The following is a 15,315-nucleotide window of genomic DNA, read 5'->3' as shown; positions in this document are numbered from 1 at the left end:
CTGAGCATGAATTGCCGCGCAAAAGCGCACAAGATCACGAGCAGAACAAACGGACCAAGTTCCCTGTAATCCCTCTGGGTTTTCACACGGTCTGAATCGCTCAGCAGACACTCCGTCTGCTTTCTATCTCTAGAAGTTGCGACGCCACGCAGCGGCCGCACGGCACAGCAGCCAAGAACTTCAGCAAGCCTGCTTATCATGCCGCAAGGCCGTCACCCCCAGCAGCCATACTTCATGTTTGGTCATTGTGTGAAAGCTTGACGTCTGGCGCGTCTCGCTTCTAAATCATGTTCATGGGGCCTGCGACCGCCCCACGAGGCGTCAGCCGAAGTTCGCGTTCCTGATCGATCATGATCATCCTTTTCTGGGGAGGAACGCCCATGCCGGCACCCGACGCGATAACAGCAGACAAGCTTTCCCGTTTGATCGGCACGGCCCGCGCGCCGGTCATTCTGGACGTCAGGTCGGACGAGGACTTCGCCGCCGATCCGCGGCTGCTGCCGGGGGCGATCCGGGCCGACGACAGTGCGCTTGCTGATCTGCCGCCGCTTCCAGCCAGCCCGATCATTGCTGTCTGCCAAGCGGGCCATCACCGTAGCCAGGGCGCCGCAGCCTGGCTGCGGGCTGAAGGACGATCCGCTGAATATCTTGAGGGCGGCTTCGCAGACTGGCGTGAAATCGGATTTCCCCTGATCAGCCTTGGCGCCCTGCCCCCCCGGGACCCTCAAGGCCGAACGGTCTGGGTCACGCGGGCACGGCCCAAAATAGACCGCATCGCCTGTCCCTGGCTGATCCGCCGCTTTGTCGATCCCCGCGCAGTGATCTTGTTTGTTTCCCCCTCCGAGGTCGAGGGTGTGGCGGACCGTTACAATGCGGCCCCCTTTGACATTGAAGGCGCGTTCTTCAGTCATCGCGGCGAGTTGTGCAGCTTCGACATCATGCTGGCCGAGTTTGGCCTTTCCCTTCCCGCCCTAGACCGGCTGGCGACCATTGTGCGGGGCGCCGACACCGCCAGGCTGGATCTCGCGCCGGAAGCCGCCGGCCTGCTGGCCGTGTCGCTGGGTCTGTCGCGCATCCATGCGGACGATATGGAGCAACTGGAGGCCGGAATGCTGGTCTATGACGCCTTTTATCGCTGGGCGCGCGACGCCACTGGCGAGACCCATAACTGGCCCAGTGCCAAGGCAGGAGTGACACCATGACCGATACAGGGGTTTCATCAAAAAGTGGATTACCCACCAATCCTGCTGCCGCCGCCGCGCGTCCCGACTTTCCGTCCCTTGCCGAGGCCACCCGCACCTGGGCGCGCATCGCGCTTTTGTCCTTCGGCGGACCCGCCGGTCAGATCGCTGTCATGCACCGTATCCTGGTCGAGGAGAAGCGGTGGATCGGTGACGGGCGGTTCCTCCATGCCTTGAACTTCTGCATGCTCCTGCCGGGACCCGAGGCGCAGCAGCTTGCCACCTATATCGGCTGGTTGATGCACGGCACGCGAGGCGGCCTGATCGCGGGCGCGCTGTTCGTGCTGCCCGGTGTCGTTTCCATCATGGCCTTGAGCTGGCTTTATGCCCTTTTTGGCGATGTGGGCCTGGTGGAAGCCCTGTTCTTCGGCCTCAAGGCTGCCATCCTGGCCATCGTGCTGCAAGCCGTGGTCCGCATCGGCCGCCGGGCGCTGAAGAACGACGCCATGCGCCTGCTTGCGGTGCTGTCCTTTGTGGCGATCTTCGCCTTCAATGCGCCCTTCCCTCTGATCGTCCTCACCGCGGGCCTGATCGGTTATCTGGGCGCGCGAACCGGCTTGCGCGCCTTTGCTCCAGGCGGTGGGCACGGGTCGGTCGGCGGCACCCATGTCGATGATGCCGACACACTTCTGGGCGAGGAGATGGCCGAGATGCCGGCTGCGGCGCGACGCGGCGCGCTTTTGGCAGGGGCTGCAGCGATAGCGCTCTGGCTGGCACCGGTCGCGCTCTTGGTCTTGGCTTTGGGCAGCGGCAACGTTTTTGCGGAGATCGCTGTCTTCTTCTCGAAGATGGCCGTGGTGACCTTTGGCGGCGCCTATGCGGTTCTGGCCTATGTCGCTCAGGAGGCGGTCGGAACCTATGGCTGGCTCCGCCCTGGCGAGATGCTGGACGGCCTCGGCATGGCCGAGACCACGCCCGGACCGCTGATCATGGTGCTGCAGTTCGTGGGCTTTCTGGGGGCCTTCCGGGACGCCGGATGGGACAGCGCGCTTCTGGCGGGTACGCTTGGCGGCCTGCTGACCACCTGGGTGACTTTCGCGCCCTGCTTTGCCTTTATCTTCTTGGGCGCCCCCTACATGGAGCGGCTACGCGCCAACCGGGCCTTGTCCGCGGCCCTGACGGCCGTCACCGCTTCGGTCGTGGGCGTGATCCTGAACCTGGCAATCTGGTTCGCGGTCCATGTCATCTGGCGCGAGGTGCAGCGGATCGAGGCCGGGCCATTGTCGGTGGAGCTGCCGGTTCTCGGATCGATCGACTGGATCGCAGCCGGCCTTTCCGTTCTTGCCCTTGTTGCCGTGTTCCGGCTGAAGCTGGGCATGACAACGGTTCTGGCCGGAGCCGCCGGGCTCGGCCTCCTTCTCTATGCGGTGGGAGCGATCACCTGAGGACAATGAATCCGCGCGGAGGAACAGGGGGCATGGCTTTGAACGCAGCTTGGGAGACAGCGTTAGTCTCCCCTCTGTTGTGGGCCAGGGCACTCAGGGATTTCGGCGACGGTTTTGCTGCCGTGCTGCTGCCCGCCTATCTGCTCGCCATCGGACTGTCACCCTGGCAGGTCGGCGTCCTTTCCTCCGTGGCCCTTTTTGGATCCTCGCTGCTGACCGTGGCCGTGGGTATGATCGGTGCGCGCGTTGAGCACCGGCGGCTCCTTTTAGCCGCCGCCGGTCTGATGGCCGTGACCGGGATCCTGTTTTCGGTTGCGGAAACCTATGCAGTCTTGCTGCTGGTCGCGTTTGCCGGGACAATCAATCCGAGTTCCGGAAGCGTGAGCGTCTTTGTCCCGATCGAACACGCGGTTCTGTCCCATGCTGTCACTCCAAAAAGACGCACGGCCCTCTTCGCTCGCTACAGTCTTGTCGGTGCCCTGGCCGGTGCCGTGGGAGCGCTGTCGGCGGCAACACCCGATCTTCTCGGCCGTGGCGGGATCGACTCCCTGACAGCCATCAAGGGCATGTTTGTCCTTTATGCACTTCTGGGTGTCGTGGGATATCTCATCTATCGCCGTATCCCGCAGCGCCCTGCTCAGAAACGTGACCAGCAGCCGAGTGCGCTCGGGCCGTCGCGGAAGATCGTCTTCCGCCTCGCGGCACTCTTCAGCCTCGACTCCTTTGCCGGCGGCTTTGTGGTTCAGTCACTGCTGGCACTGTGGCTCTTCCAGAAGTTCGGCATGTCGCTTGCTGCCGCGAGCCTGTTTTTCTTCCTGTCAGGCATTTTGTCGGCCTTCTCGTTTCCGGTCGCCGCCTGGCTCTCCGAGCGGATCGGCCTGATCAACACGATGGTCTTCACGCATATTCCGTCGAGCCTGTGCCTGATCCTGGCAGCCTTCGCACCAACCTTGTGGCTGGCCATGGCCTTGCTGCTGGTCCGGGCGGCTTTGTCGCAGATGGATGTGCCGGCCCGATCCTCCTACGTCATGGCCGTGGTGACTGAAGGCGAGCGCGCGGCCGCCGCAAGTGTCACGTCCGTGCCAAGAAGCCTTGCGGCCTCACTCAGTCCCGCCCTCGCCGGCGCCATGTTCGGAGGAGCGTTCCTTGCAGGACCGTTCATCCTCTGCGGTGTCCTCAAGATCACCTACGACCTGCTTTTGCTCATGCAGTTCCGCCATATCAAGCCGCCGGAAGAAGCGTAGCGGCTCTGTGCCATGCGCCGCTACACCCTGTCTTTCGCATTGCGCCAATGCACACGCGCTGGCGCTGCGGCCTGAGGACATGCCGAGGCAGACACTGCCCCGGCATCCTCAAGGTTACTCGTAGCGCTTGATCTCGCTATAGGCGCCCCGGACGTTCAGCGTCACCGTCACGGGTTCATCACCGCGGTTGCGCCAGAACCAGCCATGGTTGCCGGTGAAGGCGGCGGTCATTTCGCCCGACTGGCCTTCGACAGCACGGCCCTTCTCATAGCTGATGCTGTCGCCAGAGCCGTCGCCATGCTGGTCGTGGTTCACCACGCCGCCGGTGACGGTCCATTCGAAAGGCACCACGGCGCCTTCCTCCATCACCAGCTTGACCTCGGTCCCCTGACCCGGCTCCAGGTCGATCGTGATCGTGTCTTTCCAAGCCTCTGCCGGTGCCTCTTGCGCATGAGCCGTGCCGACGAGGAGGCCCAGCAGGGCCGAGCCGATGGAGGTCTGGGGGCCGACCGGCACCTCTTCCATCTGGCGGTCCATCTCGGCTTCCTCAGCCAGCTGCTGCTTGATCTCGCCCATCTCGGAGAGGCCCAAGGCCCGGCCGATGCCGGTCGGGTCGATGTTGTATTCCGAGGGCAGCACGACCGTGACCAGGAGCGCGGCGGCGACGCCTGCCGCGATGACAGTCGATTTCAGAAGCTGCGCCGAGCTGGGCAGGTCGGCGAGGGTCGGTTTCTGTGCGTTATACATGGTGTTTCCTTCGAATTAAGAGACCAGAAGACCGGCCAGCTGATAGCCGGCCAGCATGAAGCCAAGGCTCATCATCACGACATTGGCGGTGTAGGCATGGCGCCAGAACCCAGGCGTGCGGCGCCAGTAACCCATGGCGATCAGGATCGCCGACAAGGCCAGCAACTGGCCGATTTCGACCCCAACGTTGAAGGCCAGCAGGTTCGCCAAAAGCCCGTCAGGCGCGATGTCATAGTCCAGGATCTTGGTGGCCAATCCCAAGCCATGGAAGAAGCCGAAGATCAGCGTCGCCAGCTTGGTATTGGGCTGATAGCCGAACCAGCGTTGGAAGGCACCCAGGTTGTCCAGGGCCTTGTAGACCACGCTGAGGCCAATGATCATGTCGATAAAGTAGGCGTTCACCTGCCAGCCGAACATGACCCCCAGGAGCATGGTGGTCGAATGGCCGATGGCGAACAGGCTGACATAGATGCCAATGTCCTTCATCCGGTAAAGGAAGAAGATCACCCCTGCCAGAAACAGGATGTGGTCGTATCCGGTCACCATGTGCTTGGCGCCCAGATACAGGAACGGGATGAGGTTCGGCCCGCTGATTTCCTGGATATAGCCCTTGTCACCTTCCGTGACGTTATGGGCCAAAGCCGGGTGCAGGGTGAGGATCAGGGTCAGTGCCGTCAGCACCAGCAGGATGGCCAGCCGCCATCCGGCATGGTCCGGCCGTGCCCGATCCTCCGAGAGGAAATAGTTCATTGTTTATTCCGTATGTCCGAGAACAGTCAGGGCCATGTGGCCCGGTGACGGTTTTCAGAGGCGCGGAGGTCGTCGTGGCAGGTCCGGAGGCCACCCCTCGGCGGTGACAGTGACCAGCATCCGCGCCCCGTCTCCAAAGACAATCTCGCTTTCATTCTTGCCAACAAGGACAGCAATATTCTGGTGCTCGTGATCCGTCGCGTCGTGACCCCGGAGCACCCCGCCATCATCGTCATGGGAATGACCGTGGGCGGCAATCTCCTCGGCGGCTGCAATCGCGGCGGGCCCGTGGGTGGTGATGATAATGACCGGCGCCAGCACGAGTGCCAGCACCATCAGAACCTTCATCAGCCGGGCCATGGCCCCGTGGTTGCGCATTCGTCCTGCCCTTGTGGCGCTTGAGACCTTCTTGATGGGTCGCAATGGCGCTTGCCCCATCCCCCCAGGGGGGATAGCAGTGCTTCTATGTCACACTCCCACCATCATGCAAGTCATCCCGATCTGATCAAGCGGCTGAAACGTGCCGAAGGGCACCTCCGGCATGTGATCGGCATGATCGAAGACCAGCAACCCTGCCTCGACATCGCCCGCCAGCTTTCGGCGGTGGAAAGCGCCGTGACAGCGGCCAAGCGGGTTCTGATCCACGATCACATCGATCACTGCCTTGTTCATGAAACGAGCGATGCCTTGGCCGAGATGAAGGCGATGACCAAGCTTCTGTAAGGATCTGCGATGCTGGCCATTCTGAGGAACCGCACCTACCGTCACCTCTTCGCGGCCCAGGTCATCGCCCTTCTGGGGACGGGATTGATGACCGTCGCCCTGGGGCTTCTGGCCTATGATCTGGCCGGGGCCGATGCCGGCGCGGTTCTCGGCACGGCACTGGCCATCAAGATGATCGCCTATGTGGGTGTGGCGCCGGTGGCGCAGGCCTTCACCGACCGGCTGCCGCGCAGATCCTTGCTGGTCGGGCTGGATCTGATCCGGGGTGCGATCGCGCTGTGTCTGCCCTTCGTGACGGAGATCTGGCAGATCTATCTGCTGATCTTCGTGCTGCAGGCTGCCTCCGCCGCCTTCACGCCAACCTTCCAAGCCACGATACCAGACATTCTGCCAGACGAGGACGAATACACCCGCGCGCTTTCGCTGTCGCGGCTGGCCTATGACCTTGAAAGCCTGGTTTCACCAATGCTGGCAGCGGCACTTCTCAGCGTCATCAGCTTTCACAGCCTGTTCGCGGGCACGGTCTTGGGGTTCCTGGCGTCTGCCGCACTGGTTCTCAGCGTGCGCCTGCCGGTACCGCATACGGGCGGCCCGAGGCGCGGGGTCTGGGACCGCACCACGCGGGGTCTGCGCATCTATCTCGCAACCCCACGCCTGCGAGGGTTGCTGGCCATCAACCTGGCAGTCGCGGCGGCAGGATCGATGGTGATCGTCAACACGGTCGTTCTGGTCAAGGCAAGCTTCGGTTTGGCCGAACCGCAAGTCGCGCTTGCACTGGCGGCATTCGGTGCGGGCTCAATGATCGCAGCCTTGTCTTTGCCGCGCGTCCTGGAGCACCTGTCAGATCGCCCCGTGATAATCGCAGGTGCCGCAGCACTGGTTCTTGGCACAGCGGCCGGAACAATCGTGGGCAGCTACGGCGCGTTGCTGATCTTGTGGCTGATCCTCGGCTTTGGCTACTCCGTAGCACAGACACCTTCGGGCAGGTTGCTGCGGCGTTCGGCCCATCCTGAGGACCGCCCGGCGGTCTTTGCCGCCCAGTTTGCCTTGTCGCATGCCTGCTGGCTGATCTGCTACCCTCTTGCCGGGCAATTGGGTGCAACAGTCGGAATGGGGGAGACATTTGCAGCCATGGCCCTGATCGCTCTCACCGGAGTTGGTCTGGCGTTGCGCCTGTGGCCGAACGGCGATCCAATCCACATTGCGCATCAGCACCCCGATCTTCCGGACGATCATCCGCATCTACTGGCATTCGGTGGAAATGGCCGACATCACCATCCAGTCGTGATTGACGATATACACGCGCAGTGGCCCGCCAGATGACCGCTTTATGTCTGAGTACGGCGGACATTAGCCTACGACACGGCGACATGCAGCCTTCCGGCCTCTTTATCGGCGACCTGCATCGGCAGTTGACGGTCCGGCGTGTCTGACGGGGGGTTATGACTGATCTGGCGGTATACGCGGGCCTGTTTCTGGCAGCCTTCACCGCAGCGACTCTGCTCCCCGCTCAGTCCGAGATCCTGGTTGTCGGCCTTCTGCTGACCGATCACCCACCATGGCTGGTGCTGACCGTTGCGAGCGTCGGCAATGTGTTAGGGTCCGTGGTCAACTGGTTTCTCGGGCGAGGGATCGACCGGCTACGCACCCGACGATGGTTTCCGGTGAGCCCGGCCGCCCTGACACGAGCGGAGAACTGGTATCGCCACTACGGCAGATGGTCGCTGCTGCTGGTTTGGATGCCGATCATTGGCGATCCGCTGACTGTCGTTGCAGGAGTGCTGCGCGAGTCCTTCTGGGTGTTCCTGCTCCTCGTCTGCGCTGCAAAGATTGGCCGCTACCTTGTTCTGGCAGCAGCAGCGTTAGGGTTCTCTTGACCGGCGCTCGACTGGCCTGGGACGCTCAGCATCGGGGGGCGTGATGGGCTACGCTCTATATAGTTCATCAACGTGGCAATGAACGAACGGCAGCTTTGTCCCAATGGCTAACATCTATTCCGAGTTTGCATTTCCACCGCTTCGAGTCCTTCCGGCTGTGTCCGAAAGAGGATCCAGACCGTGTGAAAACCCAGAGGGATTACAGGGAACTTGGTCCGTTTGTTCTGCTCGTGATCTTGTGCGCTTTTGCGCGGCAATTCATGCTCAGTTAGCCAAAACCCTCGTAATTCTTGAGGGTTGTAGCCGCGTCTTGCTGCTGGGGACATAACTGCACCAGATTTCAGTTGGCAGCTGCTGCAATCAGACCGGAAACGCCAACCAGAGTGATTGCCCGACGGATGTTATACGCCAGCGCCGTCAGGCTGAACTCGCCCCGCACGTTTTCAAGACGCCTCATCAGGAATGCACCTTGTCCCATCCACTGCTTGATCGTGCCGAATGGATGTTCAACGGTCTCACGACGTATATCCAGAAGTTCTGGCCTTGCGCGCAAGCGCTCCGCCATTTGCTCTAGCAAGGCTTCGTCCTCGGCCCGAGTGATCTTGCGATATGAGCCGTTGGTGCAGAGGGAACGAAGATTGCAGGTTCGACAGGCGGCACGATTGCAGTACTCGATCTTTGTCGGGCCCTGTGTCTTGTCGACATATCTTGGTTCAAGAGTTTGGCTTCCAGGGCAAATATAAACGTCGGCCACCGCGTCGTAGCGGAACATCTCTTTCGTGAAATGACCGCTGCGTGCCGCGATGCTGTTGTTCGGCTTGCAAACATGCGGAATGACGGCCGCGGCCTTACAAGCAGCAATATCCTCCATGCTGTAGTAGCCTCGGTCCGCGACAGCCTTTATCTCGTCTACGGCCAAGTTCTCGCGCGCGGCGTTCGCCGTTTCAGCTAACAGACCCTGGTCGGCGACACGGCTGTGGACTTGCTGTTCGGCGATGAGCTTATGCTTGGTGTCGACGGCGAGCTGAACATTGTAGCCGACGCTCACCCGGCTCGACGGATGCATTGCGCGGCTGTCTGGATCCGTCAGCGATATCTGATCATCCACACTCTTTGCGAGGTCGGACTGGCAGGCTTCAAGATGAACGCGCCGTTCCCGCACCTTGGCGATCTTTGCCTGCAAACCTTTGGCTTTGGATGGATCAGCTCCGCCTACGTCGTCCTTGTCTGCGATATCCAGTTGCTTCAGATAGCGATCCAGCTTCTCTTCGCTTTCCCGGAGGCTTCTTTCCAGCTTTGCTTTTGTGAAATTGCGATCCCGGCTATTGACGGCCTTCAGGCGGGTGCCATCGACGGCCACCATCTCGCGGCCGTACAGATCGAGCTCCCGGCAGAGAACAACGAACGCCCTGAAGACTTGTCGGAATGCGGCCCGGTTGTCACGCCGGAAGTCAGCGATAGTCTTGAAATCAGGAGAGAGCCGGCGCATCAGCCAGATGACCTCGATGTTGCGCCGTGTTTCAATTTCCAGACGTCGGCTGGACCTCACCTTGTTGAGATACCCGTAGATGTAGAGCTTGAGCAGGTCAGCGGGATTATAGCCTGGCCTACCCGTGGCCTTGCCGCGGACCCGTGCAAAGCCGCACGCCTCCAGATCCAGACTATCGACAAATGCTTCGATGAACCGGACAGGATTGTCCGGCCCTACATAGTCATCCACGGACTCTGGCAAAAGCAGAAGCTGAGACCGGTCATTACCTGAGATATGTGCCATGGTTGAGCATATCACCCGCATGGATGTCAGGGAATCCCACAGGCGTTTTCACACAGTCTGGATCGTTGAGAGAACAGCTGGCTTGCCCCTGAATAGGCTCATTGTAGGCCAGCATTTGCTGGTAGGATGAAATCTCAGATGAATGGTCCGATATTTTTTGCAATGAAGGGGCGGCTACTGTTACAGATCAGGACATGACACAGATTTTGATCGGCTACGCCCGCTGTTCCACCGACAAACAAGACCTTGCTGCGCAGAAGGGTATCCTTGTCAGCTTCGGAGTTGCCTCCGATCGCATCTACACCGACCACGGCTTTACCGGCACGAACCGCGCCCGCCCTGGTCTCGATCAGGCGCTTGCAGCTTTGCGGGAAGGTGACACGCTGGTTGTACCAAAGCTGGACCGGCTGGCGCGTTCTGTCCCAGATGCCCGAGACATTGCCGACAACCTGGCCGCGCGCGGGATCAAGCTTCAGCTTGGCACCTCAATCCATGATCCGACCGACCCCATGGGCAAGCTGTTCTTCAACATCCTGGCGACCTTTGCCGAGTTCGAGGCCGACCTGATCCGGATGCGGACCCGCGAAGGCATGGCCGTGGCCCGTGCCAAGGGCAAGCTGCGGGGCAAGAAGCCGAAGCTGTCGGATCGCCAGCAACAGGAGCTGCGGCGCTTGTATGACACCGGTGAGTATTCCATCAGTGACTTGGCTGAGGTGTTTTCGATCTCGCGGCCGACCGTGTACCGCACTTTGGGTCGGCAGGCGGCGACGGCAGCCTGATGGCAGATAATCCAAAGCCCCCACGCCCACCGGCCCTGAAAAGCGAGACTCGCCAGACGAACTGGCGCCGCAGCAACCTGCCAAAGTATCAGGCCCATCTTGCGGTTCAGCGGGCGCTCATCTCTGGCGCATTGGAAAAGCAGACCTGCGAGGTCTGCGGCGCAGCCAAGGTCGATGCCCACCACGACCGGTACGACGAACCCCTGAACGTGCGGTGGCTATGCCGCAGCCATCACGTCAAACTGCATCATTACGGCGAGGATATGTTTCCCATTGGCCAACGTTTGCAAGAAGTGAGATCACAGAGCGACTGATAAGGGTATTTGCCAAGATAGATCCTTCGCAACCACTATCCTTTCTTGAAGTCAGCACTGTTTGCTGCTCGCAACGCCAGAGACTACCTTGTTTCTTGCCAATGCAATTCTCGTGTCAATCTGCGGCACTCGTTTGCGTGGCGGCAGATCAAACTGAACCACTCCACGATCACGCATTTCCAGTAGCAGGTTGTTGAGGTGTGTCCGCCTTATGGGAACGCTTTCCATTGCGAGGTTGAACATAGGGCCAGGAGAGGCGTGAGTTCGTCGTTTTAAAAAGTCTACAAGGATTGCCTCGGCACGATCCCGATTTACTTTGCAGCCAACGCCCTTCTGCTTCTGCTGGAGGGCCACAATGTCCTCAGCTGAGAACAGGCTAACCTGAGGATTATCGCCTTCACGAAGTTTATGGCGCATCTCCATTTCTTGCTTCTCAATTTTCTCCTGAACGTCACGAAAAACTTCTAACCCGCGAGAGCTGTGTGTGCCAAGCAGGAGCCGCATCTTTACGCGTTCCTTCTTGGGGACCATGATAGAAAAGTCCGGCACATAGGTTGCAACCTTATGCCTGCGCATCGCTTCCTTCATGAGGTGAAGCATTTTCTTTTCGTTGCCCCAATCTGCTGGAAGCTGCGAAAATTCGTCCGACCACTGGGCATCAGCAAGGAACCTTCCGAACGACGCCGCAACTTCCTCGTACTTTGCGTGACGATTGATATGGTCGGACATGAAGTTCAGCATGAACTCTCCACCCCGATCCCGGAGAAAGCGGAAAACCTTCTGATTGCTAATGTTCCAGCCTGTCGGGTCGATGAATGTGAAGGTAAATCCGTCAGGGATCTTTGCTGCAATCGCCTCTAGGTTCTCTTCAAACAGCCCTGAAAAGACGTGTATTTCAAACTTGCTTTTCGCCGCTGCATAATCACGTAATCGAGCAACCGCATCTGCTCGACGCTCACAGAAGCAGAATCTAATTTTCAATCCACTTATGCCATTTTTGGCGAGGTCTGCTCGAACTGCCTCAAGCGTATTGATGGCTTGATCAAACGAGGCATCCGAATATTGCGCGTCATCGGACACCCTCCAGGGACCTGCAAAAGCGTCAACAAAGTTAAAAATTGGAGAATGTCCTTGCAGCGTCTTATATGCGGCCGCTTGCAAGTACTTTGTCAGGAACTGGTGTTTGATAAATGACTGTTCTCGGTCTCGATAGAGGTCTAAATCCGCTGCCATGCTGATCCTACTTCAGGCAATTTCTGCCAAGATTGCCTGCGGCACGATCTGCCACGGGAAACCATTCCACTCTTCACCTTCGAGCAACCGCCCGCCCGACTTGGGGCGTGCACCACCCCATTGCTTGAAGAAGAAGGCAACGTCATGCCGCTCGCAGGCGAGACGCAGTTCCGTGGCCCATTCGGGGAGCATTGGCCGGGCCTTTGGCCCACTTTCTCCCCCTACGATCGCCCAAGCGATTCCGGTAAGATCAACCTCACCAATCGGGCCAAGTAGCGGCTCAAAAGAGATAAACCGTGCATCTGAATTTATCTGTCGCAGATGCTCGATCCGGCTTTTATGTGCGGCGTCCTCGACCGATACTCCTAGCCATATGTGGGAAGGAACACGGTGCCCTTCATATCGCTTTTGAATGTAATTACGCATAAGCGAGGAGCGCTTGGTTAGAACCTGATAGACGTGCCAGTCTGCGGTCTCCATCGCATCAAAAATCTTGTCGATGTATCTTCGGTCAACATCTTTATGAAACAGATCGCTCATGGAATTCACGAAGATCATACGTGGCTTTTTCCAAAGCGACGGTTGCGCCAACCGCGAGGGCCACAGCCGCAGGTCGAACCCATGCTCATACGGATGCCCTTTGATCCCCCGCCACCGTTCTGCGAACCGTTCAGCATAACAGTTGTCGCAGCCCGGACCTATCTTGGTGCAGCCGGCCACTGGGTTCCAGGTGGCATCAGTCCACTCGATCTCAGATTTCTGCGCCATGCTTACCTCCAGACTTTCAATCACCCTACTGCCAGTTTCACCGACAAGAAACTTATATTCTTTCTGACCTGCCAAGAGGGGGTGAACAGTAACAGGAAAGCTTAAACCGTTAATTTTTTGGGTCTTTCTTGCATTCGTATAGATTGCTGCCATCCATCTTTTCTGCAGAAAGAGGCTGGTAAAACAGTCACCCTCTGCATGTTAAAGTTGATGTCAATGCATGCATTGATTACTATCTCCCATCAGGAGGGCAGCATGGCCAGCATCACAATCCGAAACCTGCAAGATGACGTGAAAAGGCGGCTACGCATCAGGGCAGCAGAGCATGGCCGCTCTATGGAAGAGGAAGCGCGCGAGATCCTGCGTGAAGTCGTGGGGGAGGCGGAGCCGACCTATGACCTTGCCGCGGCCATCCGGGCGCGTGTTGCTCCGCTTGGCGGGGTCACCCTTGACCTTCCGCCGCGAGAGGCCATGCGAGAACCGCCCACGTTTGACCAGGCGTGAGCATGATCATCATCGATACTAATGTGGTTTCGGAACTTCTGCGTCCTGTTCCCGAGCCACAGGTCGAACAGTGGCTTTCCGAGCAGGATGGCCGGACCGTTTACTTGACCGCAATTTCTGAGGCGGAGCTGCGCCATGGGCTAGCTATCATGCCGGCGGGCAAGCGCCGTGCTTCTCTGACGGATGCTGTCGATCGCATCCTGCGCGAGGACTTGGCAGGCCGCATCTTGCCCTTCGACAGTGACGCTGCCCAATCCTATGCGGTCATTGCAGCCGCACGTCGCTCTGCAGGCCGCCCAATCGCACAGGCAGATTGCCAGATTGCAGCGATTGCACACTCCCGCAGCGCCATTGTCGCCACCCGCAACACGCCCGATTTTGAGGGCTGTGACATAAACCTGATCAATCCCTGGAATGCCAGATGAACGCTGTCGAAATTGAACAAGCTATTTCCGAACTGGCAGAACAACCCTTTGATCCGGTGGAGTTCCCCTATGCTTTCTTGATGGCTTTCGGCAACAAGGACACCACCATCAAGCGCCTGCGCAGTGGAGGGACCAACAAATCCGATGTGGCAGGTCCTTTCGGTGGCGTTTTACAGACTAACAACATTCATCTGGCCGCTTGCGCACCAGGCACTGTGGCCGAGACGCTGAACGTCCTCAAAACCAGCCCAGCTACTGCCCGCGCAAAGGCAAAGTTCATCCTTGCCACCGATGGTGTTGACTTGGAGGCAGAGGACATCAGTAGCGGTGAGACCATCGCCTGCCGTTACACTGATTTCCCAGACCATTTTGGCTTCTTTCTGCCGCTTGCCGGCATTTCCACAGTCAAGCAGATCCGCGAAAGCGCGTTTGACATTCGTGCGACCAGTCGCCTGAACCGGCTCTATGTCGAGCTGATCAAGGACAATCCTGACTGGGGTAGTTCAGACCGCCGCGATGACATGAACCACTTCATGGCAAGGCTGATCTTCTGTTTCTTCGCAGAAGATACCGACATCTTTGCGAGTGAGCGCCTGTTCACGAACACAGTCGATCGCATGTCTGATCGGGACGGTTCCAACACCCATGAGGTCATTGGCGAAATCTTTCGTGCCATGAACACGCCCATCGCTAAACGGGCAGAGGCAAAGCTGCCCCGTTGGGCCGATGCCTTCCCTTATGTCAACGGCGGCCTCTTTTCTGGCAGCACGGATGTGCCCCGCTTTTCCAAAATCGCGCAGCGCTACCTGTCCCATATTGGCGGCCTCGACTGGACGCAGATCAACCCGGACATCTTCGGGTCGATGATCCAGGCGGTTGCGGATGAAGAGGAACGCTCGGTTCTCGGCATGCACTACACCAGTGTGCCAAACATCCTGAAGGTTCTGAACCCGCTGTTTCTGGATGACCTACGGGCTGAACTGGAGGCTGCTGGCGACAATGCCCGCAAGTTGGCCAATCTGCGCGCGCGCATGGCCAAGATCCGGGTCTTCGATCCGGCCTGCGGGTCAGGCAACTTCCTCGTCATTGCCTACAAGGAAATGCGGGCCATCGAGGCTGAGATCAATCGGCGCCGGGGAGAGTCCGACCGCCGCACCGACATTCCTCTGACCAATTATCGCGGGATTGAGCTACGAAGCTTCTCGGCCGAGATCGCGCGGCTGGCGCTTATCATCGCTGAATACCAGTGCGACGTCACTTATCGTGGTCAGAAAGAGGCATTGGCGGAGTTCCTGCCGCTGGACGCACAAAACTGGATTACCCGCGGTAACGCTTTGCAGATGGACTGGTTGTCGATCTGCCCCCCCACAGGCACAGGGGTTAAATTTCAGGCCGATGATCTGTTCATGTCGCCGCTGGATCAAGCTCAGATAGATTTTGAAAATGAGGGGGGAGAAATGAGAACGGCAGTGAGAAATTAGGCCACGGAAGCGGCGGCATGGAGCTGCTGCGGGCGGCGTAAAAGTCGTCCACCCTTTCCCTTTCTGCGAC

The 15,315-nt window shown here is 59.2% G+C and carries 16 protein-coding genes and 1 pseudogene; 11 read left to right on the top strand and 6 right to left on the bottom strand.

All coding sequences use genetic code 11. The features are described 5' to 3' along the window. Positions 1 to 380 precede the first annotated feature (380 nt). Genes RAH32_RS20270 through RAH32_RS20260 form a run of 3 tightly spaced genes read left to right on the top strand, consistent with a single transcriptional unit; the run spans position 381 to position 3,870 of the window. Positions 381 to 1,202: a chromate resistance protein ChrB domain-containing protein gene (locus RAH32_RS20270; protein ID WP_306610221.1), complete on the top strand. Its 822-nt coding sequence runs from the start codon at positions 381 to 383 to the stop codon at positions 1,200 to 1,202. Then, on the top strand, positions 1,199 to 2,626 hold the full coding sequence (gene chrA, locus RAH32_RS20265) for a chromate efflux transporter (RefSeq protein WP_306610220.1): 1,428 nt from the start codon (positions 1,199 to 1,201) through the stop codon (positions 2,624 to 2,626). Before RAH32_RS20270 ends, chrA begins: the two co-directional genes overlap by 4 nt. A 32-nt stretch (positions 2,627 to 2,658) precedes the next feature. Beyond that, positions 2,659 to 3,870: an MFS transporter gene (locus tag RAH32_RS20260; protein WP_306610219.1), complete on the top strand. Its 1,212-nt coding sequence runs from the start codon at positions 2,659 to 2,661 to the stop codon at positions 3,868 to 3,870. 114 nt (positions 3,871 to 3,984) lie between these two features. Here the strand turns inward: RAH32_RS20260 and RAH32_RS20255 are convergent, their stop codons facing one another. The 3 genes from RAH32_RS20255 to RAH32_RS20245 are packed head-to-tail and all read right to left on the bottom strand — an operon-like array spanning position 3,985 to position 5,745. Further along, positions 3,985 to 4,617 carry a transmembrane anchor protein gene (locus RAH32_RS20255; protein WP_306610218.1) on the bottom strand — a complete coding sequence of 211 codons (633 nt, stop codon included), beginning with the start codon at positions 4,615 to 4,617 and terminating at the stop codon, positions 3,985 to 3,987. 15 nt (positions 4,618 to 4,632) lie between these two features. After that, positions 4,633 to 5,367: a HupE/UreJ family protein gene (locus tag RAH32_RS20250; RefSeq protein WP_306610217.1), complete on the bottom strand. Its 735-nt coding sequence runs from the start codon at positions 5,365 to 5,367 to the stop codon at positions 4,633 to 4,635. Positions 5,368 to 5,421: 54 nt separating this feature from the next. Further along, a complete protein-coding gene (locus RAH32_RS20245) occupies positions 5,422 to 5,745 on the bottom strand; it encodes a hypothetical protein (RefSeq protein ID WP_306610216.1) in 324 nt (107 codons plus the stop codon). 87 nt (positions 5,746 to 5,832) lie between these two features. Between RAH32_RS20245 and RAH32_RS20240 the strand changes: the two genes are divergently transcribed. From RAH32_RS20240 to RAH32_RS20230, 3 genes are all read left to right on the top strand, one after another. Beyond that, positions 5,833 to 6,090 (top strand): metal-sensing transcriptional repressor, encoded by a 258-nt coding sequence (locus RAH32_RS20240; protein ID WP_306610215.1) that lies wholly within the window; start codon positions 5,833 to 5,835, stop codon positions 6,088 to 6,090. A gap of 9 nt (positions 6,091 to 6,099) precedes the next feature. Continuing rightward, a complete protein-coding gene (locus RAH32_RS20235) occupies positions 6,100 to 7,413 on the top strand; it encodes an MFS transporter (protein ID WP_306610214.1) in 1,314 nt (437 codons plus the stop codon). Between the two features lie 119 nt (positions 7,414 to 7,532). Next, positions 7,533 to 7,967: a YqaA family protein gene (locus RAH32_RS20230; protein WP_306610213.1), complete on the top strand. Its 435-nt coding sequence runs from the start codon at positions 7,533 to 7,535 to the stop codon at positions 7,965 to 7,967. A gap of 340 nt (positions 7,968 to 8,307) precedes the next feature. On the opposite strand, the gene RAH32_RS20225 is transcribed toward RAH32_RS20230, so the two are convergent. Further along, on the bottom strand, positions 8,308 to 9,741 hold the full coding sequence (locus RAH32_RS20225; RefSeq protein ID WP_306610212.1) for an IS1182 family transposase: 1,434 nt from the start codon (positions 9,739 to 9,741) through the stop codon (positions 8,308 to 8,310). Between the two features lie 194 nt (positions 9,742 to 9,935). Here RAH32_RS20225 and RAH32_RS20220 point away from each other — a divergent pair, with 194 nt between their 5' ends. Together RAH32_RS20220 and RAH32_RS20215 are read left to right on the top strand one after the other, a co-directional pair. Continuing rightward, entirely contained in the window at positions 9,936 to 10,520 is a 585-nt protein-coding gene (locus tag RAH32_RS20220; RefSeq protein WP_306610211.1) for a recombinase family protein, read from the top strand. Beyond that, the gene (locus RAH32_RS20215; protein WP_306610210.1) at positions 10,520 to 10,834 is read left to right on the top strand and encodes a hypothetical protein; all 315 of its coding nucleotides are present in this window, start codon (positions 10,520 to 10,522) and stop codon (positions 10,832 to 10,834) included. Before RAH32_RS20220 ends, RAH32_RS20215 begins: the two co-directional genes overlap by 1 nt. Positions 10,835 to 10,885: 51 nt before the next feature. Here RAH32_RS20215 and tcmP read toward each other — a convergent pair whose 3' ends face one another. Both tcmP and RAH32_RS20205 read right to left on the bottom strand, forming a co-directional pair. Further along, positions 10,886 to 12,067, bottom strand: coding sequence for a three-Cys-motif partner protein TcmP (gene tcmP, locus RAH32_RS20210; RefSeq protein WP_306610209.1), 1,182 nt, complete (start codon positions 12,065 to 12,067; stop codon positions 10,886 to 10,888). Positions 12,068 to 12,079: 12 nt separating this feature from the next. Continuing rightward, a complete protein-coding gene (locus RAH32_RS20205; protein ID WP_306610208.1) occupies positions 12,080 to 12,988 on the bottom strand; it encodes a DUF5131 family protein in 909 nt (302 codons plus the stop codon). Between the two features lie 102 nt (positions 12,989 to 13,090). Here RAH32_RS20205 and RAH32_RS20200 point away from each other — a divergent pair, with 102 nt between their 5' ends. The 3 genes and pseudogenes from RAH32_RS20200 to RAH32_RS20190 form a co-directional block, all read left to right on the top strand. After that, positions 13,091 to 13,339: a FitA-like ribbon-helix-helix domain-containing protein gene (locus RAH32_RS20200; protein WP_306610207.1), complete on the top strand. Its 249-nt coding sequence runs from the start codon at positions 13,091 to 13,093 to the stop codon at positions 13,337 to 13,339. 2 nt (positions 13,340 to 13,341) lie between these two features. Further along, the gene (locus RAH32_RS20195) at positions 13,342 to 13,764 is read left to right on the top strand and encodes a type II toxin-antitoxin system VapC family toxin (protein ID WP_306610206.1); all 423 of its coding nucleotides are present in this window, start codon (positions 13,342 to 13,344) and stop codon (positions 13,762 to 13,764) included. Continuing rightward, positions 13,761 to 15,221: pseudogene (locus RAH32_RS20190) on the top strand (DNA methyltransferase); the annotation flags it as partial. The gene RAH32_RS20195 and the pseudogene RAH32_RS20190, both read left to right, overlap by 4 nt. Between the last annotated feature and the right edge of the window lie 94 nt (positions 15,222 to 15,315).

The sequence above is a fragment of the Paracoccus yibinensis genome, assembly GCF_030846195.1.
Taxonomy (GTDB): Bacteria; Pseudomonadota; Alphaproteobacteria; order Rhodobacterales; family Rhodobacteraceae; genus Paracoccus; species Paracoccus yibinensis.
Note: the sequence above shows the minus strand (reverse complement) of the source record. Positions and strands in the feature narration are given on the sequence as shown.